This is a genomic window from Ferrovibrio sp. GW821-FHT12F09 (genome assembly GCF_058806775.1).
Map to the genome: position 1 here is coordinate 998,996 of NZ_JBXAPZ010000002.1, position 21,708 is coordinate 1,020,703.

The following is a 21,708-nucleotide window of genomic DNA, read 5'->3' on the forward strand; positions in this document are numbered from 1 at the left end:
ACCTGCAAGCAGGCGACCGGATTTCCGCAAGGGCAGGATCAATTGCCGGTAAACACCGGCTTGCGCTTGGCCAGGAAGGCGTCGCGGCCTTCGGCGAAATCGGCCGAGTTGAACAGCAGCGCCTGGCCGTCGGCCTCCTGCGCCAGCACCGCCTCAAGGGATTGGGGTCCGCGCGCCAGGGCGGCCTTGGTGAAGCCGATCGGCAGCGGCGCCATGGCCGCGAACCTGGCCGCCAGCTTGAGCGCTTCGTCCAGCGCCGCGCCGGGCGCAGTCCCCTGGTCGGCCAGGCCGATCTGCACGGCGGTGGCGCCGTCGATCTCCTCGGCCAGCATCAGCAGGCGTTTCACCCAGCCGGCATTGACCCGCTGCGGCACCGTCCACAGCGCCGCCATGTCGGGCATCAGGCCGACCTTGGAAAACGAGCAGCAGAATTTGGCGTCGCTGGCCGCCACCACCTGGTCGCAGAGCAGCGCCAGTGACATGCCGGCGCCATAGGCGAAACCTTCCACGGCCGCAATCACCGGTTTCGGCCCGGCCGCGATCAGGCGCACCAGGCGATGCAGGTTGGCCAGCCGCTGGCGGCCGCCGACACCGGCGACATTCTGCATGGAGGAGATATCGCCGCCGGCGCAGAAGGCGCCGCCCGATCCGGTCAGCACCAGCACGCGCACCGCCGGGTCGTCCATGGCGGCCGCCACGGCGTCATGCAGCGCGGCGCGCAGGTTCAGCGACAGGGCGTTGCGCTTGGCCGGGTAATTCAGCCGGATCACCCGGATGCCGGCGGTCGGGGTTTCAGCCAGGACCAGGGGCTGGGACTCAACCATGATTCGCTACTCCTCGGGAATCGGGGGCGATTTTCCCCGTAAACTTGTATGCACGACAGCCGCCGGGTAATTTTATTACATTCATCTCTGCACAGAATTTATTCACAGTGACTGTTTATCGACACGAGTGTAACCGTAAGGCCACACTTTCTGGTGTCGGTGGTCATAATACCGGAGAAACGTTTGAGAGACAGGAACTTGTCTGGTTATCTCACCCTCGAATTTTCTCTCGGAGGTTTGCCCTATGATCAAGTTTGCTTTCCGCGCCGCCCTGGTTGGCCTGGGCCTCGTGGCTGCTCTGCCGGCGATGGCCGCAGACGATGACCGTCTCAGCCTGACCCTGACCCCGGCCGTGGCCTCGGAATACTACTTCCGCGGCATCAGCCAGACGGACGGCCACCCGGCCTACCAGCTGACCGGCGAAGGTCTGTTCAAGATCAACGACACCTTCTCGGGCTACCTCGGCTTCTTCGGCAGCAATGTCGACTTCAACAACCAGGTCAGCGCTGAAATCGACGTCATGGGCGGCTTCCGCGCCACCTTCGACAAGCTGAGCCTGGATGCGGGCCTGATCCGCTACACCTACCTCGACCAGCCGCAGGGTGTTGCCAACACCTACGACTTCACCGAGGGCAAGCTGACCGCGGCTTATGACTTCGGCTTCGCCATTCCGAGCGTCGGCGGCTACTACAGCCCGAACTTCCAGCTCGACTCGGGCAAGGCCTACTACCTGACCGCCGGCCTGACCGTGCCGGTTCCGGTGACCGACATGGAACCGAAGATCATTGCCAATATCGGCCGTCAGCATATCGACCGCCCGCAGAACTTCTTCGGCGTCACCACCACCGACAAGAGCTATGTTGACTGGAATGTCGGCGTGTTCGCCACCGTCTACTGGGGCATCACCGTCGGCCTGCAGTATGTCGACACCAACATCGAGAAGCGCGTCTGCGGCACCAGCGCCAATTGCGGCCCGGCCGGCGTCCTCTCGATCAGCCGCGCCTTCACCTTCTAATCAGTCTCCCGTCTCCGGACGGCCTGAACAGCCGCCGCCATCGCAAGATGGCGGCGGTTTTGTTTTGAGGGCTACACCAAACTTCCAATAGCAGCGAAGCCCTGCACCGGCAGGCCCCTCAGGCGCCGGAGTCTGGCTTCCGACATTCCGCCCAGCGCATAGACCGCGAGGCCACGCCGCCGGGCCGCCATCGCCAGGGCCGCAAAGCGCACGGGTCCTAGACCCGTCGCACCCGGATGGCTCGCCGTCATGAACACCGGCGAGACCAGCACCGCATCCGCCCCGGCCCGCGTCGCCCGCGCCACCGCACCGGCATCATGCGCCGCCGCCGTCAGCAGGCCCGGCCAGTCCTGCCGCCGCACCAGGTCCTGCGGCAGATGCAGCCCGTCGGCACCGAGCTGCCGCGCCAGCCGCGCATCGCCGGCCACCAGCAGCACCAGACCCAGCCGGCGGCACAGCACAGCCACCTGCAGTCCCAGTGCGCGGCGCCGCGCCGGCACCAGCTCGTAATGGCGGAACAGCACGCCATCGCCGGGCTGCAATCTGGCAACGGCCGGCAGCGGGTTGCTCAGCCGCGTTGCATCGGTGACCAGCAGGCGTACCGGGAGGCCGCAGGGCTTTCGCCCGTGCCTGCGGATTGGTAGCGTGCCGCCGGTTCCTGTTTTTGTTCCTCGCATCAGTGCAGCCTGCCATGACCCAGCCTTCGCCGGAAGCATCCGACAGCCTCGCAAGCCGCCTTGCCGGCGTGCAGGCGCGTATTGCCGAAGCGGCGGCGGAAGCCGGTCGCAAGGCCGACGCCGTCACGCTGATTGCGGTGGCAAAAACCTTTCCAGCCGAAGCGGTGGTCGAGGCGCTTGCTGCCGGCCAGCGTCATTTCGGCGAAAACCGTGTGCAGGAAGGCATGGCGAAGTATCCGGCCTTGCGCGAGATACATCCGGATCTGGTGCTGCACCTGATCGGACCGCTGCAGACCAACAAGGTGAAGCAGGCGGTGGCGCATTTCGACGTGATCCACACGCTGGATCGCCAGAGCCTGGCCGAGGAACTGGCCAAGGAATTCAGCAAGGGCGGCCGTCGCCTGCCCTGCTTCGTGCAGATCAATACCGGCGAGGAGCCGCAGAAGGCCGGCTGCGCGCCGCAGGAAGCCGATGCCTTCATCGCGATCTGCCGGGCGCTCGATCTGCCGGTCGTCGGCCTGATGTGCATCCCGCCGGCCGAGGAAGAGCCGTCGCCGCATTTCGCGCTTCTGCACAAGATCGCGAAGCGCAACGGACTCGATCAGCTCAGCATGGGCATGAGCAGCGATTTCGAAACGGCGGCAATGCTGGGCGCGACCCATCTGCGCGTCGGCAGCGCCATCTTCGGCGGGCGGACATATCCGCCCCCGACCTAAACGGGATCAGTTCTTCTTCGTCGTGCCACCCGAGGCGAGTGTGACGCTGTCGCCGGTAATCACAAAGGTCACCGAACCGTCGCTGGTCTTGTAGGTCCACTGCTCCAGCGGCCCGAGCTTCTGCAACTCGGACGGCTTGCCCAGCACCCTCTCCAGCTCCGCCTTGGTCTTCACCGGTTCGGCTTTCTTCAGGGCTTCTTCGGTGCTCGGCGGGCCGCAGGCGATCAGGGCCAGCGGCAGGGCAAGCGTGAATGCAAGGCGGGCCAGGCGAGCCATGATGGTACTCCATGAATAAAAAGGGCCGGGTCAGTTAAGCGGCCAACCCGGCCCACGTAAAGCTTGAATGAGCTGTCTTAACGCTTGACTCAGAACTGCAGCGGGGTCGCCTGGCGCACGCCGGGGATCGCCTTCACCTTGTCGGCAACCGCCTGAGGGATCGGGCCATCGACTTCCACGAGGCAGATCGCTTCCTGGCCACGCTCGGCGCGGCCGAGATGGAAGGTGGCGATGTTGATGCCGGCATCGCCCAGCACGGTGCCAAGGCGGCCGATGAAACCCGGCTTATCCTCGTTGGTGATATAGAGCATGTTCGGGCCGAGCTCGGCATCGATATCGATGCCCTTGATCTCGACCACGCGCGGGTTCTTGTTGGCGAACAGCGTGCCCGAGAGATGCCGCACCTTGTCGGCATGGATGGTGACACGCATCAGGGTCTGGTAATCGCCCTCGCGGTCATGCTTGACCTCGGAGACCTCGATATTGCGCTCCTTGGCCACCAGTGGCGCGTTGACCATGTTGACGCTGCTGAGCTGACGGCGCAGCAAGCCTTCCAGCACGATGGCGGTGAGCGGACGGGTGTTCAGCGTCGCCGCATGGCCTTCGTATTCGATCATCACCTTGGTCAGGTTGGCTTCGGCCAGCTGGCCAACGAAGCTGCCGAGCTGTTCGGCCAGCTTCATATAGGGGCGCAGCTTGGGTGCATCCTCGGCCGAGACCGAGGGCATGTTCAGCGCATTGGTGACGGCGCCCGAGATCAGGTAGTCGGAGATCTGTTCGGCTACCTGCAGGGCGACGTTTTCCTGTGCCTCGTTGGTCGATGCGCCCAGATGCGGGGTGGCGACAAAGCGTTCATGCCCGAACAGCACGTTTTCCTTGGCCGGTTCGGTGACGAACACATCGAAGGCGGCACCAGCCACCTGGCCATTGTCTAACGCTTCTTTGAGCGCTCCCTCATCCACCAGGCCGCCGCGGGCGCAATTGACGATGCGCAGGCCCTTCTTGGCCTTGGCCAGGGCCTTGGCGTCGAGGATATTGCGGGTCTGGTCGGTCAGCGGCGTATGCAGGCTGATGAAATCGGCCCGCGCCAGCAGCTCGTCCAGTTCGACCTTCTCGATGCCCAGCGAGGTGGCGCGCTCCGGCGTCAGGAAGGGGTCATAGCCGATGACGCGCATCTTCAGGCCTTGCGCGCGATCGGCCACGATGGAGCCGATATTGCCGCAGCCGATCAGGCCGAGCGTCTTGCCGTAGAGCTCGACGCCCATGAAGCGGTTCTTTTCCCACTTGCCAGCCTGGGTGGAGCGGTCGGCCAGCGGGATCTCACGGGCCAGCGCCATCATCATGGCAATGGCATGTTCGGCGGTGGTGATCGAATTGCCGAACGGGGTGTTCATCACGCAGACACCGCGGGCGGTGGCGGCCGGAATGTCGACATTGTCGACGCCAATACCGGCGCGGCCGACGACCTTCAGTTTCGTGGCGGCTTCCAGCACCTTGGCGGTGACCTTGGTCGCCGAGCGGATCGCCAGGCCGTCATAGTCGCCGATGATGGCGAGCAACTCTTCCGGCTTCAGGCCGGTCTTGATGTCGACCTCGACGCCGCGCGACTTGAAGATGTCGACGGCGGCGGGGCTCAGTTCGTCGGAAATCAGAACCTTGACCATGGGATAGTCCTCAGGATTGTCGGAATGGGGAAAGAAAAACGGGCGCAGCCTGTGACTGCGCCCGTGGATCGGATCAGGCGGCTGGGGCCGGCTTGTAGGTGGCCTTCACTTCCGCGAAAGCCCAGTCCAACCAGGGACAGAGCGCAGCCACATCGGCGGTCTCCACCGTGGCGCCGCCCCAGATGCGCAGGCCCGGCGGTGCGTCGCGATAGGCCGCGATGTCGAGGGCAACGCCCTCCTTCTCCAGCACGGCAGCGATCTGCTTGGCAGCGGCTTCCTGGTCCTTCTCGCCGAGGGCGGTGAACCAGGGATCGACCACCTTGAGGCAGATCGAGGTATTGGAACGCACGGCCGGATCGCCGGCCAGGAAATCGACCCAGGGGGTCTTGGCCTTCCAGTCGGCAATGGTCTTCAGATTGGCTTCCGAACGGCCGATCATGCCCTTGAGGCCGCCGACACTCTCGCCCCATTTCAGGGCATCGAGAATGTCTTCAACGCAGAGCATGGAGGGCGTGTTGATGGTTTCGCCCTTGAAGATGCCGTCGATCAGCTTGCCGTCCTTGGCCATGCGGAAAATCTTCGGCAGCGGCCAGGCCGGCGTGTAGGTCTCCAGCCGCTTCACGGCCTTCGGGCTCAGCACGATCATGCCATGGGCGGCTTCGCCGCCGGTGGCCTTCTGCCAGGACCAGGTGGTGACATCCAGCTTCGACCAGGGCAGGTCCATGGCGAAGACAGCCGAGGTGGCGTCGCAGATGGCGAGGCCCTGACGGTCATCGGCGATCCAGTCGCCGTTCGGGACCTTCACACCGGAGGTGGTGCCGTTCCAGGTGAAAACAACGTCACGGCTCCAGTCGACCTGCTTCAGATCGGGAAGCGCGCCGTAGCCAGCCTTGAGCGTGCGGACATCCTTGAGCTTGAGCTCCTTGGCGATATCCGAGCCCCAGCCGGCGCCGAAGCTTTCCCAGGCTAGCACATCGACGCCGCGTTCGCCCAGCAGCGACCACAGCGCCATTTCGACGGCGCCGGTATCGGACGCGGGCACGATGCCGATCTTGTAATCGGCCGGAATGCCAAGGATTTTGCGATGCAGCTCAATGGCTTCGACCAGACGCGCCTTACCCTCTTTCGAGCGGTGCGAACGGCCGACCAGAGCATTTTTGAGGACTTCGGGGGTCCAGCCGGGGCGCTTGGCGCAGGGGCCGGAGGAGAAATGCGCGGATTTGGGGCGCAGGGCAGGCTTGGTCATCTGTCTATCCTTCCAGATAGTAAGCGCCCCGTTGGGGGGGCGTGTCCCACGGCCCTTCTAGCCAAAGTCGGCTATCGGCGCAATGGCCATAACCGTCACAGTTAACCCGATTTAATGCTTTTGAGGGATGCAAGCCGCTGCCAAGGCAGGCATGGTTCACCCGCCCGTCTCATCCGGTGTTTAAAAATATGCTGCCTGCCGTGCCGTATCCGCGCCAGCGCTTCTGGCTTCTTTGCCTCGCCGTCTTTATCGGTATCGCTGCCCTGGTCAGACTGGTCCTGACCATATGGGTCGCACTCGAGACGCCCGATTCCTTCGGCGCCTTTGCTGCGGCCTGGATCGTCGGCCTGGCCGACGACCTGGCCACCGCCCTGCTGCTCGGCCTGCCCTTCCTGCTGGGCCTTTACGTTTTCGCCTGGCCGCTGCGCAAACGCTGGGGCCTTGTGCCGGCGCATCTTCTTCTGCTGCTGTTGCTCGGCGTCGTGGTGTTCAGCGCCGTGTCCGAGCTGTTCTTCTGGGAAGAATACAACAGCCGCTTCAACGGCATTGCCGTCTACTACCTGATCTTCCCCAAGGAAGTGATCGGCAACATCCGCGAGTCTTTCGACCTGCGCTATTACCTGCCGCCGATCTTCGCCGTGGTGCTGATCATTTATGCCTTCCTGTGGCGCCGCATGACTGCTGCGCTGAAGGCGCCGTTCCTGCCGCGCGAACGCCGGCGCGCACTTGGCCTCGGCGCGCTCTCGGCCGCGCTGGCGCTTCCCTTCGTCATCTTCGGTCCTTACGAGCCGGTGGCGACGCGCACGGTCAACGAGTTGGCGATCAACGGGATGCACAGCATCCTTGACGCCTATTTCACCAACGACAGCAAATACGATGGCGTCTATGCCGGCATCGCGGAGGACGAAGCCATTCCGCTGTTGCGCGACATGGTGAAACAGGACAACACCACCAACCTAGCCGCGCCTGGTGAGCGCAGTCTGCGCCGCCACGTCGACAATGGCCCGCCGCCGGCGAAGAAACTGAATGTGGTGCTGATCCTGGAAGAGTCCTACGGCTCGATCTATTTCGAGGATGTCTTCGATCCGAAGCAGAAGGACTACTGGAAGACGAAGTCGCCGAACTGGCATCGCATCGCCGAAGACGGCCTGCTGTTCACCAACATCTACGCCACCGGCGACCGCACCGTGCGCGCCCTGGAAGCGGTGTTCACCTCCTTCCCGCCGATCCCGGGCATTTCGACGGCGCGCCGCGCCGGCTCGGAAGGCATGAATTCTCTGCCCTTCCTGCTGGAGAAATTCGGCTATCGCACCGCGTTCCTTTATGGCGGCCCGACCAGCTTCGACAATATGGGCTATTTCTGGAAAACCATCGGCTTCGACCAGGTGCTGGGACAGAGCGATATCGCCGACCAGAGCTTCAAAACCATCTGGGGCGTGGCCGATGAGTATATGTTCAAGGAAGCATTGACCCGCATCGACAAGATGGCCGCTGAGCCGGGCCCCTTCTTCTTCGCGGCGCTCACCGTCACCAATCACCGCCCCTTCATGTTCCCGGAAGGCCGCGTGCCCTTCAAGCCGGCGCCGAATGCGCGCGATCATGCGGCGGCCTATGCCGACTGGGCGCTGGGCCAGTTCATCGATGCGGCGCGCAAGAAGCCATGGTTCGAGGATACCGTCTTCGTCATGCTGGGCGATCACGGCCCAAAGGTCTGGGGCGCGGCGCAGATTCCGGTGCAGGCCTTCCGCGTGCCGATGGTCGTGCTGGCGCCGAAATACATCAAACCGGAACGCAATCCGGTGCTGGGCTCCAGCATGGATGTCGGCCCGACGCTGATGGGTATCTTGGGACTGAGCTACGACAACCCGTTCTTCGGCATCGACCTGCGCCGCGCGCCGCGCGACGGCAGCGGCCGCATCGCCATGGCGCATAATTTCGATGTGGCGGTGGGCGACGGCAGCAACGCCGTGGTGCTGACGCCCAAGGGCGGCCTAGTGCCCTACAAGATGAAGACCGGACCCTATCAGCTGGAGGGCATGGGCGAGGACACCCTGCCCGAACTGCTGCGCAAGCAGGCGATCGCGCAGACCCAGACGGCGCATCGCATGTTCTACGCCCGGCAGTATCACGAACTGTCGGCGCCCTGACGGCCCGGCCGGACCGGTGTCAGGCGGTCTTCGCTTCCTTCTCGGCCAGTTCCATCAGGGCCGGCGCGCGGTCTGACACCTCGCGCAGGATGGTTTCGGCCACCAGCAGGCGCTTGCGCGCATCGTCATCCAGGATGCCCTGGATCTTTTCGCGGTCGATGCGCTCTACCGTCTCGCGCAGTTCCCAGATGGTGGACAGGAACACCTTCTGGGTGCCGACCGGCAGCACCTCTGCATTCTCCAGCGCCGGGAAAACCCGCAGCACCACATCGATCTTCATGCGCAGCAGGTCGACGATCAGCGAGCCGTGGTAGTCCTTGAGCTGCGCCAGCGCATCGGCTTCCGCATTCTCCATGCGGTCCTCGATCAGCACCAGGACGCCCTCGATCTCCATCAGCGCCGTGCGATATTCATAATAGGGTTCGTAAGAGGCCTTGCCGATGCGGGCGATCGCATCCTCGGCAATCTTGTGCGCACGCCGGGTCTGGCGCTTGAGCGCATCGAGCAGCGTTTCGATCTCTGCTTTCTTGTAGCGTTTGCCGTTGATCTTGGTCATGGATGCTGCGACCTGCGAAGAAGACGAAGTGTAACCAATCCGGCCCCCGTCCGGCCACAGGCCGATACCGAACCGTCATAAAAAAACCGGCCGCCCGAGGGCGACCGGTTGTGTTAGGTCGCGGGAATCCGCGAGGATCGGATCAGTCGATGCGGGCGCCGGACGCCTTGGCCACCTCGCCCCAGCGCTTGATCTCGGCGGTGAGGAAAGTAGCGAAGGCCGCACCGGCGATATTCGGCACGGCCGAGCCGTTGTTCTTCCAGATTTCCACGAGTTCTGGCGTGGCCATCGCGGCCTGCACTTCCTTGGTCATGCGTTCGACGATCGGCGCCGGCGTACCCTTGGGGGCCCAGATGCCATACCAGGTCGAGACCTCATAGCCGGGCACGCCGGCTTCAGCCGCCGTCGGCACATCGGGGAAAGCCGGCGAACGCTGGGCCGCCGCCACCGCCAGCGCCTTGATGCGACCGGCCTTGATCTGGCCGGCCGACGAACCGAGACCGTCGAAGATCATCTCGATGCCCTGGCCGCCGACCAGATCCTGCATGGCCGGACCGGCGCCGCGATACGGCACATGGGTGATGTCGGTCTTGGTCAGGATCTTGAACAGCTCGCCGGCCAGATGATGCGAAGTGCCATTGCCGGCCGAACCGTAGGAGAGCTTGCCCGGCTTGGCCTTGGCTTCGTCAACCAGCTGCTTCAGCGTGGTGGCCGAAGTGCGGCTCGTGTTGATCACCACCACCTGCGGCGGCTGCGCGATCACGGCAACCGGCACGAAATCCTTCTCGATGTCGTAGTCCAGCTTCGGATAGACCGAAGGCGCGATGGCATGATGCGCGCCGCCGACGAAGTAGGTATAGCCATCGGGCGTCGCGCGCGCCGCCACGCCGGCACCGACCGTGCCGCCGGCGCCGCCGCGGTTATCTATAATCACCTGCTTGCCGAGCTTGTTGCCCAGATGGGCGGCGAGCGGGCGGGCGAAGGCATCGGTGCCGCCACCGGCCGGGAAGGGCACGACCAAGGTGATGGGTTTGTCGGGCCAGGCCTGGGCCTGCGCGCCATGGATGGTGAAGGTCAGGGCGGCCAGAACTGCCGTTGCCAGAACCGGCGTTGTATGGGCCAGAATGCGCCGCATCGTGTCTCTCCCTTCTAAGCGAGCCGGTTTGCTCCGGCTGTCGCGCGTTTCCTCAGGACCAGGAGTCTTAACGGCAAAACGGTCTCAGACCAACAATTTCGTTGGAGCCGCAACCGTTTTGCACTGCCGCATGCCTATGTTTCAGTCAGCCGCCAGGAGCACCGCCAGCGCCAGCAGGGCAAAGGCCGCCGCCGCCACGAAGCGCACCGGCCGCAGCGGCAGCCGCCGCATCAGCCGCTCGCCCAGCAGCACGACGGGCACATTGGCCAGCAGCAGGCCCAGCGTGCTGCCGACCGTGACCAGCAGCACCGCATCGTAACGCGCCGCCAATGCCGTGGTGGCGAGCTGGGTCTTGTCGCCGATCTCGGCCACGAAGAAGGCCACCAGGGTCGTCGCAAAAGCGCCCCAGCGGCTAGGCTTTGGCGCATCCGCGTCATCCAGCTTGTCGGGGATCAGGGTCCACACTGCCATGGCGGCGAAGGACGCCGCCAGGATCCAGCGCATCACGCGAGCATCGAACTGGTCCTGGATCCAGACGCCGAGCGCGGCGGCCAGCAGATGGTTGGCCACAGTGGCGACAAGAATGCCGGCGAGGATCGGCAGCGGCCGGCGGAAGCGCGCCGCCAGCAGCAGCGACAGCAGCTGGGTCTTGTCGCCGATCTCGGCAATGGCGACGAGGCCGGTGGTGGTGAAGAAGGCGGTGAGCATGAGGGCGTGCACACAGGGGACCGGGCGACAGATGAGGCCATAGGCTGTCCCGTCGCCGCCCGGTCCGGGTGTCGACAGGTCAAGCCTAAGGTCTCGCCATACCAGATGCTGATTCCGGTCCGGCAGCGCCAAGGCGAGAGGGCTGGTCTCCGCTCGCCTAGTCTGTTGACGCTGCCCCCGCTCAGGTCTTCGCAAAGACCGGCGGACGACTACTCCCCAAAGGGTGTGGCCGATGTGTAGCGCGACCGGCGGGCTCTGCCAAGCGGCAAGGTGTCACAGCCGCATTTCCGCCATAACTGCCACCCTAGAGTGCACCTGTCGCCGCGATGCGACCCATAAACGCACTGACAGGAAAGGACCACCCCATGTTCACGCTCCGGACGCTGCCGCGCAGCGCCCTGTTCGCCCTTGCGCTGGTGCTGCTAGCTCTGACCGGTTGCGAAACCCGCTCGATCTCCGATTCCGGCTACCGTGCCGAGGGCGGCCGCCGCGCCCAATCCAACCCCTTCTACCGCGGTGAACTGACCGCCTATGACGTGCTCGGTATCGAGACCGACAAACCGATTTCGGATGACGATATCCGCAAGGCGCTGGCCGCCAAGCAGCCGATCGCCGCGCGCAAGGGCTCTGCCGTGATGGTGGTGCAGTCGGGCGCCGCCTTCCCCGACCACGATATGGTGGCGGCGCTGGAGCGCTATTATACCGTCGCCGCCTTCACCGGCGTGCCGATGCAGGGCAGCGCCAATGCGGAAGCGGCGAAATACGCGCAGGTCTTCCGGCTCGCCGCCGCCAAGGGCGGCTACCAGACCATCGTCGTCTACTGGGGCGTGCTGGAATCGGCCACCGAAGGCTCGGGCGGCAAAGTCGTGTCCTGGCTGCCGATCATCGGCGGTTCGATCCCCGACCAGTCGCAGCTCATGCGCATCCGCCTGATGGTCGCCGTCATCGACGTTGCCAGCGGCCAGTGGGACACCTTCACACCCGAGCCCTTCGTCGACGAGGCCAGCAGCGCCGAACGCCGCCGCGCTGTCTCCGACCAGCAGCAGGTCGCGCTGCTGAAAACCAAGGCCTACAAGGCCGCGACCGAAACCCTGGTGCAGCGCTACAGCCGCTGATTCCGTCAACGCCGGCAGCCTTATGCGGCGGCTGCCGGCGTGGCGCATACACCCATATTCTCAGCGGACGAACATCAGTTGCCGGCCACAACCGGACATGCTTGAGTGACAGCGAACAAAGAATAAACGGGGGAGTTCGCATGGTCGCCCGCTGCCGCACCGTTGCCTTCCAGGGCATCGAGGTGATGCCGGTGGATGTGCAGGTGCAACTGGCCAACGGCCTGCCCGCCTTCGCCGTCGTCGGCCTCGCCGATAAAGCCGTGGGCGAAAGCCGCGAGCGCGTGCGCGGCGCGCTCGGCGCCATCGGCCTGGCGCTGCCGCCGCGCCGCATCACCGTCAACCTCGCGCCCGCCGACCTGCCCAAGGAAGGCAGCCATTACGACCTGCCGATCGCCCTGGCCCTGCTTGCCGCCATGGGCGTGCTGCCCGGCGATGCGCTCGATGGCTTTGTCGCACTCGGCGAACTCGGCCTCGACGGTGCCGTGGGCCCGGTCACCGGCATCCTGCCGGCGGCGCTGGCCGCCCATGCCGAGGATCGCGGCGTGATCTGCCCGCAGGCCCAGGGCGGCGAAGCGGCCTGGGCCGGCGATGCCGCCCGCGTGCTGGCGGCGCCCTCGCTGCTGGCGCTGATCAACCACTTCAAGGGCGCGCAGGTGCTGAGCCCGCCGGTGGCGCGCATCGCCGAGGACACCGCCGCCACGCCCGACCTGCGCGACATCAAGGGCCAGGAGGGCGCCAAGCGCGCGCTCGAAATCGCCGCCGCCGGCGCGCACAACCTGCTGTTCATCGGCCCGCCGGGATCGGGCAAGTCGATGCTGGCCCAGCGCCTGCCCGGCATCCTGCCGCCGCTGGACTCATCCGAGATCCTCGGCATTAGGTAGCAAACGCACCTGCCGTTCTGTCTGAAATCCGATGCTTCCCGGCTATGCTGCCGGCATGACAAACATCATCAATGCACTGGTAAAGAAGCGGGCTGAGTTGGCTGGAGACATAGAGCGGACGCATGAAGCGCTCCGCCGTATGGTTCTAGACCTAGAGAACCTAGACGCCACCATCGTCCAGTTTCAGCCTGACTTTCAGGTAGAGGCGATAAAGCCCAAGGCGTTCCGTCCGCCCAAGGACTGGGCCAACCGGGGCGAGATGACCCGCATAGTCCTGTCCGTTCTTAGGCAGGCTGCGGAACCCCTGACTACCCGGGATATAGCCCTCCAGATGCTTATAGAGAGGGCCTTGGACAAGTCAGACCAGCGGCTCCTAAAGCTGATGACCAAGCGCGTAGGCGTGGCCCTGCGGCTCCAGAAGGAGAAGGGCGTAGTCCGGGCTGAGCAAGGCCCCGGGCAGTACATGATTTGGGAAATAGACCGTAAGTCTAGATAGAACCAAGTTGCTGCTTCAGGAGCCGCCCTAGGTATTCTTCTAGCGCATCAAGGTTTGTATCCTGATTCTCGTCAATATCGGCGTCTGCCTGTTGCAGAAGCTGTACGTACTCTGCCCTCGTAGCTCTAATTAATTCTGGAATAATGGGGCTGCCGGGTAGCCACATATTAATCTTCTGACACATTGCAAAATAAGATAATGCTCGGGCTGTTCGCCCGTTGCCTTGAATAAACGGATGAATCCAATTAATGCGCCACAGCACCCAAGCAGCAAGGCGAATGGGATTTAACGTCTCAAAGCATTTGGGATACTGCTCGAAAAACTTCTCCATATAACCGTCCACTTCTTGCCACACAGGAGGCTGGTGGGTGGAGTTAGTAATATGGACATCTTGCTGTATGTGAGAGCGGTATCCGCCCGGATAATCAGAAACGAATTGCACACCGTACAGATTTAGCTCACATGCAAATCTAGGCGAAACTACAAAGCCAACTTTTTGCGACCAAACTATGAATGCGGTATTCAAGAAATCATATTGTCTCGCCAAATTACGGGCGATTATGAAACGTCCGAGATCGGACTTATCGTCGATTGTTGGTACCATTCGGACAAAAAAATAGGGGCAAATGAGCCCCTATTTCCACAACTTTTATTGCTGGTTATTCGCCCGTTTCAACCATGCGAGAGTTTTCGATAGCTTGGCGTACAGTTTCCTTAGTGTTTGTATCGCTGCCCGGGGCATTCCCGTAAGCGAAACTGATACGCTGAGCCTCTAATTCTTCTTGTGACATGGTGTGGTGACGAGCACGCTCAATTAGCTCCCTCAGTTCACCATCCATATGGATTCCTCCTTGAACTCGACACTCGGTAATATAGGGCTTTTTAGTTAAGATTCAATGACTTGTAGGCCAAGCGTTTTCAAACACTTATTTGTTGCGCTGCCAATATCCCTTCCACTGGCGGCTCACAGGATGAGCGAGAGCAGCCTTAGCGGCAAGATGATAAAGGCCACCATTCGCCACACGGCGATAATCCTCGCGCCAAGCCATTTCTACTGCATACGCGGCTAGGTACTTGCCGCTGATGCAGTGGTGCGTGCCGATTTCCGCGCGGCGCAGGCGGGAGAAGTAGCTTTCGGCCTGATTGGTGCAGGCGTCTTCGTCCCGGAAGGCGATGCTGTGGTTGATCCGCTTGGTATTGAACCGGGCGTGCAGACCATCCCAGCAAGAGGCTTCGTCGGCATAGACGGTGCTACCGGCTTCTACGCGGCTCTGGATCATGTCCAGTGCGTCAGCCTCGGCCTTAAACACGGCAGGCACCGTGCGGCCGTCACGCTCGCGCATGACAACCACAACGCGGCGCTTGCCCGAGCGGTTCTCTGACAGACGGCGGTCCTTGCGGTCTTCTTTGCGGTTTTCGGGCTTCACATAGCCGCCGAAGTAAGCGCCGTCGATTTCAACGTCGCCGCTGACCATGCGGTTTTTAACGTCCGCAGCCATGGCTTCGCGCAGCTTGTGGGTCAGCACGAAAGCGGTCTTGTACTGCACATTCAGGTCGCGGCTCATCTGCAACGCCGAGACACCCTTCGCGCCATTCACAAAGATTGCGATGGCAGCGAGCAAGTCACGGATCGGCAGCTTGCGGCTGGCAAAGATGGTGCCCGTAGTGACCGAGAACTGGGCGTCACAGCCCTTGCACTTGAAGATGCGGCGCGACTGGTACTCATAGACCGTGACGCAGCCACAGCGCGGGCAAATGGCTTCCCCATCGTTCTCGGCCCAGCGAATGGCCTTGAACGTCTTGTACGCCTCGTCATCCGACAGGCGCATGACCTGAGACAGGCTCAGGGTCCGGGCGGCTTTGGAAAGAAGGAAGTGCTGTGTCATTTTCATCACCGTTTTCGATGTTTATGCATCGAATATGGTGATGATACACCCCATTGTCAATGGTAAATACATCGGATATGATGATATTTGTCATTAACGGAGGTTAATATGCCGGATGCAGAGTGGACGGAACGGGTTAAAGGCCTGCTGAAAGCCGAATTGAAGCGCCGGGGGCTGGGCTATCGGGAATTGGCCGAGAAACTTTCGGCCATGGGAATCCCGGAGACAGAGCGGAACATCGCCAATAAGATCAGCCGTGGGGGATTCACAGCTGCATTCTTTATTCAATGTCTAAGCGCGATTGGCTGCACAACGTTGCGGTTAGAGGATACCTAATTGCATCTCTGTGGCTGTCACCGATAGCCGTAGTACACGCTCAATCCGCAAGTGAAAGCCAGAGCGGCCAGACCGGCACCGCCCATATAACAACAGAACCAGAGGAAACCTGGGACCGAATATCGCCGGCCCTCTTGCTGCATTTTATCCGCCGCGTCACTGGAGCGCTGGAAACCGAGGCCGCTAAGGACGATTCCGCCGACAAAACACAGCGCGAGAAGGACGATCTTGCCGCCCAGCAAGACATGGCTTGGTGGGCGCGGGCGATGTTCTGGGCCGTTATGCTGCAGACGATCATAGCGGCTATCGGTATCTGGTATATACGCAAGACTCTCAGACAAAACGAAACCGCTGTTAAAGCCGCCGTTGATACGGCCAGCGCCACCGTTGCTGCGGAGCGCGCCAGATTCTTTGTGAAGAATCTCACCATTGACACTCATAACGCCATCCAAACCGCTCAAATGCATGAGAACACCCCTAATGGTGGGGTCAGCGGTAAAACGACAATCTATTTCAGATTCAAGAATTACGGAAAAACGCCCGGTACTTTGATCGAAATAGAACTTGGTTGCAGTGTCTCGCGTGAGCCGCCCGACTATCCACTTTTTAAGAATCTGTTGTTGCCACAGATTGGAGATACCTACGGCGGAGGTGAGGAAACTGTAGCGATGACCCACACCGTAGATAGAGGGGCGATTACAATAGGGGATGTTCAGAAGATAATTAGAAAAGAAGAATATATCTGGATTTACGGAAAACTTGTTTACAGCGACGTTTTTAGCGTCGGAGACAAAGCGCAGTGGCAAACGCACCGCTTCTTCAGAAGGGTTCTTTTGTCCACCAACACACTCCCCGTTTACCAGCCCTACGACCACAAGCATTACAATCGCAGCACATAACCACTTCATTCCGAGTCTCCTCGGGCAGAAGGCGGCTTAACGCAGGTGCGTTTGCTACCTAATGCCGGAGATCCTGGAAGTCAGCATGATCGCCTCGCTGGCCGGCCAGATCGCCGATGGCCGGCTCACCCGCAAACGGCCCTACAGATCGCCGCATCATTCTGCGTCGATGGCGGCGCTGATCGGCGGCGGTGAGAATGAAGGTTTGCGAAGGCAAATGATGGCTTAACTGGTAACACCTTAGAACTAATGGTGTTTTTTCTTCCTAAGTAGACCGGTGTTTTGAATAAGCCCCGAGTCGTAAGCGGCACTTATGGTCTGATCTAGGATTTTCAGGTATTGCCTGCTCCATTCATCCGCCGCCGCTTGGTCGCGCTCTCGTGAAGCTAATATCTCGGGATGTGCCGTCGCAGCCTTCAAGGCGCTCGCAAAGATCCAGTACCGCTGCAAAGGGATGCGCCCGGATAGGCCAAGTACAACTTGGACGTTGCTAACTGGGTGATCTCCAAGCGGTCGAAAGTCATCCAGAACCGCTCTGAGCAATGCGGACAAGGTGAAGCCCGTCACAGCACCCGGTCCTGCTACTTCATCCCAGTATGCCACCGTAAACTTTCTGGCGATGTCTGCCTCATGAGGGAGCAGCTCGGTACCGCCCATTTCCTTCATTGAGACGCCGCACCTCGGACAGCGTGCCCCGAGATTTCGGCCGCACTCAAATGGAGTCGTGCCGGCATTGAATAAATATAGTGCCCTCAGTGGAGTTGAGCATTGCCCGCATTTGTATGCGAAACGCAATGAGTGCTCACCACATCCCTCCAGAAATGCAAATTTCCATTGCTCCCGAAAGTAGGGCACTTCGTCATTTGCTAAACATTGGACACAGAAGCGTTCGCCGAGACTTTGATCATACTTTCTCAGTGCCCACGCCGAAAACTGGCGATCATCTAACACCCAGTCAAAGAATTTTTCAGCGCGACCCCGCTCGCAATATGGCAGGTCTCGATCCATTCGATGCGGCGCATACTTTCTCAATGCATCCAAGCCAAAAATGCCTTGGAACACTTCGGAAAATGGAAGGCGACAACGGACCGAATGTCGAGCGAGCCAAGACTCGCAGGTTTCCCCGATCAAGCGCTGAGTTTTTATTGGACCGCCACTAAAGAAGTCGGCTGCCCGTACAGACGGATGAGCATTTGCCAACCGTACTTCGTCGCCAAAGCTGCGCGGATTCTGATACATGCAGAATACCTCAGACGAGTCGCAGCCCAAATTATAGCAGACGTGTTTTTTAGCGCCCGCGCGTAATAAACCTTCTAAGACCTTCATGCCCTCGATGGATTCCCATCAGGCAACTTAGTTCAACGGCGGTCGGCTTTATGCCGCGCTTATACAAGAGCGTGCGCGCTGCCGAGAACTCCTTAAGCGACAAGCGATATGTCGGCGCATACAAGTGCTCTCGCACTGGCCGGGCCAGCGCGTAAGGTAGTCTCTTAACTTCGCCGAACGCCGACGACTTTAGCCCCGCTCGCTCGCAGGCCTCAATCAGGCGATTCGGCCATTGCTCAACCAGGTGATGCACCACCCTCATGACGATCGCACGTTCATTCAATTCCAACTTATCGAACTCTCTACGAGACCAGCGACGCGCAACTGAAACACCGCCGATTTCTGAAAATCTATGTCCATTTCTTCCGATCACCAGGCTTTGCAACGCCCTCAGCACTCCAACGTATTGCAAACACTGCAGATGGTCTGCGCCCATCAGAACGCCGCCTTCAGAAATCGCGTCTAATATTTGTCTCTGAATTTCAAGATTGGCGCCGCATGCGGCTTCGACCCTCTGCGCAGAAAGGTCAGCGCCGCAATTCCAACACTCTACTAGACTCGCATTCTTTGACTTGACCCGGAATAGGGCCACAGGTCGCTCGCACGTTAAACACCGTTCGACAAGTTCGTTCCGATGCTTCAGACAAGCCACATTGAAAGACAGTCGCCACGCTAACCGAAAATATGCCTTTCCTTCCGCTAGGCACCGCGGGCAATACTGCTGTCCACCCTTCATCCTGTCCCGATGGAATACACCCGCGTGAAGAATGAACGGCGCTGCCGTACCTTGTTTGAAGCCCTCAAATAGGACCCCAACGTAGCTAAGCGCAGTAGTTGCCTCGATGTCTTGGCGCTTAACGCCGGCACCTTTCTCCAGCTCATCGCATAATTTCTCGTTCGGATGTACATCCAAATCTCTGGCAAGTGCCTGAGGATTATTCGTTAGTTTAAATACTAAGGTTTGTGGATTGATTTGCTGCGCTGCTGCCGTCCGGACCACCCAGGATGAAAACGATTCGCCATCCAGCGGCTTTAATCGAACTGGCCACATAGAACTAATATGGGTTGAGCGCCTTGCGGCGCTCGGCGATCGAAACAAATTCCACCTGTTCAATCACGTCAACCGTAATGGCGGACACCCCTTCACGCGTCGCATATCGCGCACAATCGAACAACAACGCAGAGACCTCGCCGAACAAACCTCCGGCACGCTCAAATATTAGACGCGACATCCGTGAGGACGACAGGTTAGACGGCTCGCGCAGTGGTATCATGCGCTCAAATGTAGCCAACATCTGCCGATACTCGTCCGAGTAATCCCATTCACGAAGCTGGATTGCCCGAAACCTTGTATAGAGCTGGGGCTCTGCACTAATGGCATTCAGCGCAGCCTCCGTACCGACGGTGATGATCGGAATTTTAAGTCGATTACCCAACTCTTTTAGGAGAGTCAGAAACTCATTCTGCTGAGCTTTTGTCCCAGTAAGAATGTTGTGGATTTCGTCTATAATAATCACTCTGACTGAGCAAAGCAGAAGCAGATGCAACGCTTTTGCTTCCAGCGATGCTACTGACTCGGTAGGCCTAAAGAATGGAGTTCCTAAGGCCTCCAGCACAGCATTCCAGAAACGACGCTCACTCCCTTTGAGTGGAGCGTTGACCAGTAGCACAGGAATTACATCAATTTCCTCTTGGGGGTTTGCCCTGCGCGGATTGCGGCGAGCAAACTCGTCAACGATCATCGTCTTTCCATTATTTGTTTTACCCCATATCAGTAAACACGGCGGCCGTGTTTGCTTTGGCCGCGTCAGATAGTCGCTAAGCGCAGCATGAAGGCGGTCTGCCGCAGGGTAGCCGATCCAAATCCTCGGCCAAATGGATTCAATCCTGTTCTTGGCGGGCAAATCCAACCAACCCGCGCATAGCTCATCAAGATGACCTAGATTATCTGACATGACGTATCGAGTAAGGTGCCACAACGTCCTCCTGGGGCAATTCCTCGATGGATATCTTCTTGTTGTTCACGGCGCTGATCTTCTGCTCAACATGAGTCCGCCTACGTTGCCCCTGGCGGCGGACTGCCTTTTGCTCTTTCTGACTTAAAGTGGCAGCCTTGGCTGTATTCTTCCGTTCCTCAAGACGGTCCTGGGCCTGCAACAACGCCTGTTCGTCGAACTCATTACCAGCCGTAGCCATCTCTCGCTGCATTGCCTTCAATTCCCAGAGGCTCATTGGCCGGATTTGCTTGTTGGCCAAGCCGACCTCTAGGTATCTTTTGTTAGTTCGATCCTGCACCCAGATCGTCTCTATATTTCGCGGATCGTGTCGGACTATTACTCTTTCATTCGACTGACGCTCGCGTCGGAATATTAGATCAAGCTCGGGCGCCCAATACGAAAGCTTATTCAGCTTTATTCCATAGGTCTCGATTTGCCGCGTTTCATACGGCATGAAGTTGATCTTGAACTCCTCTGTGTCTTCAAAATCGTCGGGCATTCCGCAGCCATCTTTTCCAAAGTATCCATCCCACGCAACTTGTGCAGGCGCCTTACCATCAAGCATTGAATGCGGCTTCGCGTGATAAACATTGGTCAGAAAATCTGCGATGTACGCGTCCAATTCCTTCAAGGTGTAGGCCGCGTGTTTTGCCGGATCATATTCGCCAAGCTCTCTATAGTTCGATCTTGTTGTGCCCGGGAGAATATGCATTTCGTTGGCGATAGTGCCCATCATCCTCTCAATGTGGCCGCCATACTCAGGCTTCTCACCTGGCCGCCATGCAATCTCGAATCCGAACATCGTTGCGAGTGATCTAAGGGCCGCACCGCGGAACTCCATGGCACTATCGGTCCTCAAAAGACCTGGGCGCCCCCTTACCGGCCACACACCCGGAACTCCCAAACTCTTTAGTCGCCGCGCTTTATCTATGAACATGTCATGAAGGCACAGGCCTGTGCTTAGGCTGCCGACTGGATCTAACGATAGGTAATACCCCGCGATACAACGCGAATAGAGGTCTATCGCGATAGTGATCCAAGGCCTCCCGATCGGCTTACGGTCCACATCATCGACGGCGAATACATCCATCAGCGTGTGATCTATCTCTACGTCCGCCAACGGGGCGACGGGGCGAGGGTGCTTTCCGGGCATCACCTTAAACGCCTGACGCGCCGCCCGGGCACCTTTTCGTCTTAGAAGAACACTGAACGGGTCTAGCCGACTTACTCTGTTTCTGATGGTGAAATATGTAGGGGCTTTCAATCCGGCTTTTAGGCAGGATTTCCATATTTCCAGGTGAAGCCTTGTAACTGGCACTTGTTGATTCGTAAGATAGGTATTCTCGATTTGGTAATTTATTATTGCGTTTACTTCCGGGCTAAGCCGCACTCGACGACGCTTGCCTTTCCTTGTCGGCGACAAGAGCGATATCACACTCCCAGTGACAGAATACCTCCGCGCCATTCTATAAATAGTCGTTAGGCTTACACCTAGTTGCTGCGCAGCGGACTTCTTGTCCAAGAGAGTTGTTTTCTCTCCGTTGAGGATTGGCCCAAGAATACCGTAAAGGCGTTCAGCTTCGATCCGCTGTTCGTCAGTCTCGAATGTCGTATCCGCCACTCCTGACCCACGTTCGGAAGCCTTTTTCGGCGGTAGAGATGAAACTTGTTCAATCCCGACCTGCAAAAGTTCTTTACGACCCAGATGTCGAATTAAAATATTCGATGTGTCGAGTGCGCGGACAACTTCGACAGTGTCGCCCTTGAGGTACAGCCGCGAACCTGGGGTTAGTCGCTTTAGAGTCACC

At 60.0% G+C, this 21,708-nt stretch carries 23 protein-coding genes and 2 pseudogenes; 9 read left to right on the top strand and 16 right to left on the bottom strand.

Annotated elements, in window-relative coordinates:
• Positions 1-38: 38 nt before the first annotated feature.
• Complete coding sequence (locus AC1ROB_RS17925) at positions 39-824, bottom strand: enoyl-CoA hydratase/isomerase family protein (protein WP_492969752.1); 786 nt, start codon at positions 822-824, stop codon at positions 39-41.
• A gap of 244 nt (positions 825-1,068) precedes the next feature.
• On the opposite strand from AC1ROB_RS17925, the gene AC1ROB_RS17930 reads away from it, so the two are divergent.
• Positions 1,069-1,839: a TorF family putative porin gene (locus AC1ROB_RS17930; protein WP_492969751.1), complete on the top strand. Its 771-nt coding sequence runs from the start codon at positions 1,069-1,071 to the stop codon at positions 1,837-1,839.
• A 71-nt stretch (positions 1,840-1,910) separates the two neighbouring features.
• Here AC1ROB_RS17930 and AC1ROB_RS17935 read toward each other — a convergent pair whose 3' ends face one another.
• On the bottom strand, positions 1,911-2,516 hold the full coding sequence (locus tag AC1ROB_RS17935; protein WP_492969750.1) for a thiamine phosphate synthase: 606 nt from the start codon (positions 2,514-2,516) through the stop codon (positions 1,911-1,913).
• 14 nt (positions 2,517-2,530) lie between these two features.
• Between AC1ROB_RS17935 and AC1ROB_RS17940 the strand changes: the two genes are divergently transcribed.
• The gene (locus AC1ROB_RS17940; RefSeq protein ID WP_492969749.1) at positions 2,531-3,232 is read left to right on the top strand and encodes a YggS family pyridoxal phosphate-dependent enzyme; all 702 of its coding nucleotides are present in this window, start codon (positions 2,531-2,533) and stop codon (positions 3,230-3,232) included.
• 6 nt (positions 3,233-3,238) lie between these two features.
• Here AC1ROB_RS17940 and AC1ROB_RS17945 read toward each other — a convergent pair whose 3' ends face one another.
• From AC1ROB_RS17945 to AC1ROB_RS17955, 3 genes are all read right to left on the bottom strand, one after another.
• Positions 3,239-3,508 carry a hypothetical protein gene (locus AC1ROB_RS17945; protein WP_492969748.1) on the bottom strand — a complete coding sequence of 90 codons (270 nt, stop codon included), beginning with the start codon at positions 3,506-3,508 and terminating at the stop codon, positions 3,239-3,241.
• 89 nt (positions 3,509-3,597) lie between these two features.
• On the bottom strand, positions 3,598-5,172 hold the full coding sequence (gene serA, locus AC1ROB_RS17950) for a phosphoglycerate dehydrogenase (RefSeq protein ID WP_492969747.1): 1,575 nt from the start codon (positions 5,170-5,172) through the stop codon (positions 3,598-3,600).
• Between the two features lie 73 nt (positions 5,173-5,245).
• Positions 5,246-6,418, bottom strand: coding sequence for a phosphoserine transaminase (locus AC1ROB_RS17955; protein ID WP_492969746.1), 1,173 nt, complete (start codon positions 6,416-6,418; stop codon positions 5,246-5,248).
• 188 nt (positions 6,419-6,606) lie between these two features.
• Between AC1ROB_RS17955 and AC1ROB_RS17960 the strand changes: the two genes are divergently transcribed.
• Positions 6,607-8,565 carry an LTA synthase family protein gene (locus AC1ROB_RS17960; protein WP_493031525.1) on the top strand — a complete coding sequence of 653 codons (1,959 nt, stop codon included), beginning with the start codon at positions 6,607-6,609 and terminating at the stop codon, positions 8,563-8,565.
• 19 nt (positions 8,566-8,584) lie between these two features.
• On the opposite strand, the gene AC1ROB_RS17965 is transcribed toward AC1ROB_RS17960, so the two are convergent.
• From AC1ROB_RS17965 to AC1ROB_RS17975, 3 genes are all read right to left on the bottom strand, one after another.
• Positions 8,585-9,121, bottom strand: coding sequence for a hypothetical protein (locus AC1ROB_RS17965; RefSeq protein WP_492969744.1), 537 nt, complete (start codon positions 9,119-9,121; stop codon positions 8,585-8,587).
• Between the two features lie 142 nt (positions 9,122-9,263).
• On the bottom strand, positions 9,264-10,256 hold the full coding sequence (locus AC1ROB_RS17970) for a Bug family tripartite tricarboxylate transporter substrate binding protein (RefSeq protein ID WP_492969743.1): 993 nt from the start codon (positions 10,254-10,256) through the stop codon (positions 9,264-9,266).
• A 141-nt stretch (positions 10,257-10,397) separates the two neighbouring features.
• Positions 10,398-10,964, bottom strand: coding sequence for a TMEM165/GDT1 family protein (locus AC1ROB_RS17975; protein WP_492969742.1), 567 nt, complete (start codon positions 10,962-10,964; stop codon positions 10,398-10,400).
• 365 nt (positions 10,965-11,329) lie between these two features.
• Between AC1ROB_RS17975 and AC1ROB_RS17980 the strand changes: the two genes are divergently transcribed.
• The 3 genes and pseudogenes from AC1ROB_RS17980 to AC1ROB_RS17990 all read left to right on the top strand — a co-directional run bounded on the left by AC1ROB_RS17980 (position 11,330) and on the right by AC1ROB_RS17990 (position 13,456).
• Positions 11,330-12,079, top strand: a complete 750-nt coding sequence (locus tag AC1ROB_RS17980) for a lipoprotein YafT (RefSeq protein ID WP_492969741.1) — start codon at positions 11,330-11,332, stop codon at positions 12,077-12,079.
• A 140-nt stretch (positions 12,080-12,219) separates the two neighbouring features.
• A pseudogene (locus AC1ROB_RS17985) lies at positions 12,220-12,954 on the top strand (magnesium chelatase domain-containing protein); the annotation flags it as partial.
• A gap of 61 nt (positions 12,955-13,015) precedes the next feature.
• Positions 13,016-13,456, top strand: a complete 441-nt coding sequence (locus tag AC1ROB_RS17990) for a hypothetical protein (protein WP_492969739.1) — start codon at positions 13,016-13,018, stop codon at positions 13,454-13,456.
• Here the strand turns inward: AC1ROB_RS17990 and AC1ROB_RS17995 are convergent.
• The 3 genes from AC1ROB_RS17995 to AC1ROB_RS18005 form a co-directional block, all read right to left on the bottom strand.
• Positions 13,449-13,982, bottom strand: coding sequence for a Fic family protein (locus tag AC1ROB_RS17995; RefSeq protein WP_492969738.1), 534 nt, complete (start codon positions 13,980-13,982; stop codon positions 13,449-13,451). The two genes, AC1ROB_RS17990 and AC1ROB_RS17995, sit on opposite strands and share 8 nt — an antisense overlap.
• Positions 13,983-14,115: 133 nt before the next feature.
• The gene (locus AC1ROB_RS18000) at positions 14,116-14,295 is read right to left on the bottom strand and encodes a hypothetical protein (protein WP_492969737.1); all 180 of its coding nucleotides are present in this window, start codon (positions 14,293-14,295) and stop codon (positions 14,116-14,118) included.
• Positions 14,296-14,382: 87 nt separating this feature from the next.
• Positions 14,383-15,342: an IS1595 family transposase gene (locus AC1ROB_RS18005; RefSeq protein ID WP_492969736.1), complete on the bottom strand. Its 960-nt coding sequence runs from the start codon at positions 15,340-15,342 to the stop codon at positions 14,383-14,385.
• Between the two features lie 108 nt (positions 15,343-15,450).
• Between AC1ROB_RS18005 and AC1ROB_RS18010 the strand changes: the two genes are divergently transcribed.
• The 3 genes from AC1ROB_RS18010 (at position 15,451) to AC1ROB_RS18020 (ending at position 16,806) form a co-directional block, all read left to right on the top strand.
• Entirely contained in the window at positions 15,451-15,678 is a 228-nt protein-coding gene (locus tag AC1ROB_RS18010; RefSeq protein ID WP_492969735.1) for a DUF6471 domain-containing protein, read from the top strand.
• A gap of 134 nt (positions 15,679-15,812) precedes the next feature.
• Positions 15,813-16,577: a hypothetical protein gene (locus AC1ROB_RS18015; RefSeq protein ID WP_492969734.1), complete on the top strand. Its 765-nt coding sequence runs from the start codon at positions 15,813-15,815 to the stop codon at positions 16,575-16,577.
• Between the two features lie 61 nt (positions 16,578-16,638).
• A complete protein-coding gene (locus AC1ROB_RS18020) occupies positions 16,639-16,806 on the top strand; it encodes an ATP-binding protein (RefSeq protein WP_492969733.1) in 168 nt (55 codons plus the stop codon).
• 17 nt (positions 16,807-16,823) lie between these two features.
• Here AC1ROB_RS18020 and AC1ROB_RS18025 read toward each other — a convergent pair whose 3' ends face one another.
• The 5 genes and pseudogenes from AC1ROB_RS18025 to AC1ROB_RS18045 all read right to left on the bottom strand — a co-directional run bounded on the left by AC1ROB_RS18025 (position 16,824) and on the right by AC1ROB_RS18045 (position 21,365).
• Positions 16,824-17,903, bottom strand: a complete 1,080-nt coding sequence (locus AC1ROB_RS18025; protein ID WP_492969732.1) for a TniQ family protein — start codon at positions 17,901-17,903, stop codon at positions 16,824-16,826.
• Positions 17,866-18,339, bottom strand: a complete 474-nt coding sequence (locus tag AC1ROB_RS18030) for a hypothetical protein (protein ID WP_492970772.1) — start codon at positions 18,337-18,339, stop codon at positions 17,866-17,868. The genes AC1ROB_RS18025 and AC1ROB_RS18030 overlap by 38 nt, the downstream gene beginning before the upstream one ends.
• 198 nt (positions 18,340-18,537) lie before the next feature.
• Positions 18,538-18,954: pseudogene (locus AC1ROB_RS18035) on the bottom strand (TniQ family protein); the annotation flags it as partial.
• A gap of 4 nt (positions 18,955-18,958) precedes the next feature.
• Entirely contained in the window at positions 18,959-19,858 is a 900-nt protein-coding gene (locus AC1ROB_RS18040; protein WP_492969731.1) for a TniB family NTP-binding protein, read from the bottom strand.
• Positions 19,848-21,365 carry a transposase gene (locus tag AC1ROB_RS18045; RefSeq protein ID WP_493031534.1) on the bottom strand — a complete coding sequence of 506 codons (1,518 nt, stop codon included), beginning with the start codon at positions 21,363-21,365 and terminating at the stop codon, positions 19,848-19,850. The genes AC1ROB_RS18040 and AC1ROB_RS18045 overlap by 11 nt, the downstream gene beginning before the upstream one ends.
• Positions 21,366-21,708 lie beyond the last annotated feature (343 nt).

What these genes read in the sequence shown, in the direction of transcription:
- AC1ROB_RS17925 (WP_492969752.1), bottom strand. Translation starts at nt 824, where the DNA reads ATGGTTGAGTCCCAGCCCCTGGTCCTGGCTGAAACCCCGACCGCCGGC.
- AC1ROB_RS17930 (WP_492969751.1), top strand. Translation starts at nt 1,069, where the DNA reads ATGATCAAGTTTGCTTTCCGCGCCGCCCTGGTTGGCCTGGGCCTCGTG.
- AC1ROB_RS17935 (WP_492969750.1), bottom strand. Translation starts at nt 2,516, where the DNA reads ATGCGAGGAACAAAAACAGGAACCGGCGGCACGCTACCAATCCGCAGG.
- AC1ROB_RS17940 (WP_492969749.1), top strand. Translation starts at nt 2,531, where the DNA reads ATGACCCAGCCTTCGCCGGAAGCATCCGACAGCCTCGCAAGCCGCCTT.
- AC1ROB_RS17945 (WP_492969748.1), bottom strand. Translation starts at nt 3,508, where the DNA reads ATGGCTCGCCTGGCCCGCCTTGCATTCACGCTTGCCCTGCCGCTGGCC.
- serA (WP_492969747.1), bottom strand. Translation starts at nt 5,172, where the DNA reads ATGGTCAAGGTTCTGATTTCCGACGAACTGAGCCCCGCCGCCGTCGAC.
- AC1ROB_RS17955 (WP_492969746.1), bottom strand. Translation starts at nt 6,418, where the DNA reads ATGACCAAGCCTGCCCTGCGCCCCAAATCCGCGCATTTCTCCTCCGGC.
- AC1ROB_RS17960 (WP_493031525.1), top strand. Translation starts at nt 6,607, where the DNA reads ATGCTGCCTGCCGTGCCGTATCCGCGCCAGCGCTTCTGGCTTCTTTGC.
- AC1ROB_RS17965 (WP_492969744.1), bottom strand. Translation starts at nt 9,121, where the DNA reads ATGACCAAGATCAACGGCAAACGCTACAAGAAAGCAGAGATCGAAACG.
- AC1ROB_RS17970 (WP_492969743.1), bottom strand. Translation starts at nt 10,256, where the DNA reads ATGCGGCGCATTCTGGCCCATACAACGCCGGTTCTGGCAACGGCAGTT.
- AC1ROB_RS17975 (WP_492969742.1), bottom strand. Translation starts at nt 10,964, where the DNA reads ATGCTCACCGCCTTCTTCACCACCACCGGCCTCGTCGCCATTGCCGAG.
- AC1ROB_RS17980 (WP_492969741.1), top strand. Translation starts at nt 11,330, where the DNA reads ATGTTCACGCTCCGGACGCTGCCGCGCAGCGCCCTGTTCGCCCTTGCG.
- AC1ROB_RS17990 (WP_492969739.1), top strand. Translation starts at nt 13,016, where the DNA reads ATGACAAACATCATCAATGCACTGGTAAAGAAGCGGGCTGAGTTGGCT.
- AC1ROB_RS18000 (WP_492969737.1), bottom strand. Translation starts at nt 14,295, where the DNA reads ATGGATGGTGAACTGAGGGAGCTAATTGAGCGTGCTCGTCACCACACC.
- AC1ROB_RS18005 (WP_492969736.1), bottom strand. Translation starts at nt 15,342, where the DNA reads ATGACACAGCACTTCCTTCTTTCCAAAGCCGCCCGGACCCTGAGCCTG.
- AC1ROB_RS18010 (WP_492969735.1), top strand. Translation starts at nt 15,451, where the DNA reads ATGCCGGATGCAGAGTGGACGGAACGGGTTAAAGGCCTGCTGAAAGCC.
- AC1ROB_RS18020 (WP_492969733.1), top strand. Translation starts at nt 16,639, where the DNA reads ATGCCGGAGATCCTGGAAGTCAGCATGATCGCCTCGCTGGCCGGCCAG.
- AC1ROB_RS18025 (WP_492969732.1), bottom strand. Translation starts at nt 17,903, where the DNA reads ATGAAGGTCTTAGAAGGTTTATTACGCGCGGGCGCTAAAAAACACGTC.
- AC1ROB_RS18030 (WP_492970772.1), bottom strand. Translation starts at nt 18,339, where the DNA reads ATGGGCGCAGACCATCTGCAGTGTTTGCAATACGTTGGAGTGCTGAGG.
- AC1ROB_RS18040 (WP_492969731.1), bottom strand. Translation starts at nt 19,858, where the DNA reads ATGTCAGATAATCTAGGTCATCTTGATGAGCTATGCGCGGGTTGGTTG.
- AC1ROB_RS18045 (WP_493031534.1), bottom strand. Translation starts at nt 21,365, where the DNA reads ATGGCGCGGAGGTATTCTGTCACTGGGAGTGTGATATCGCTCTTGTCG.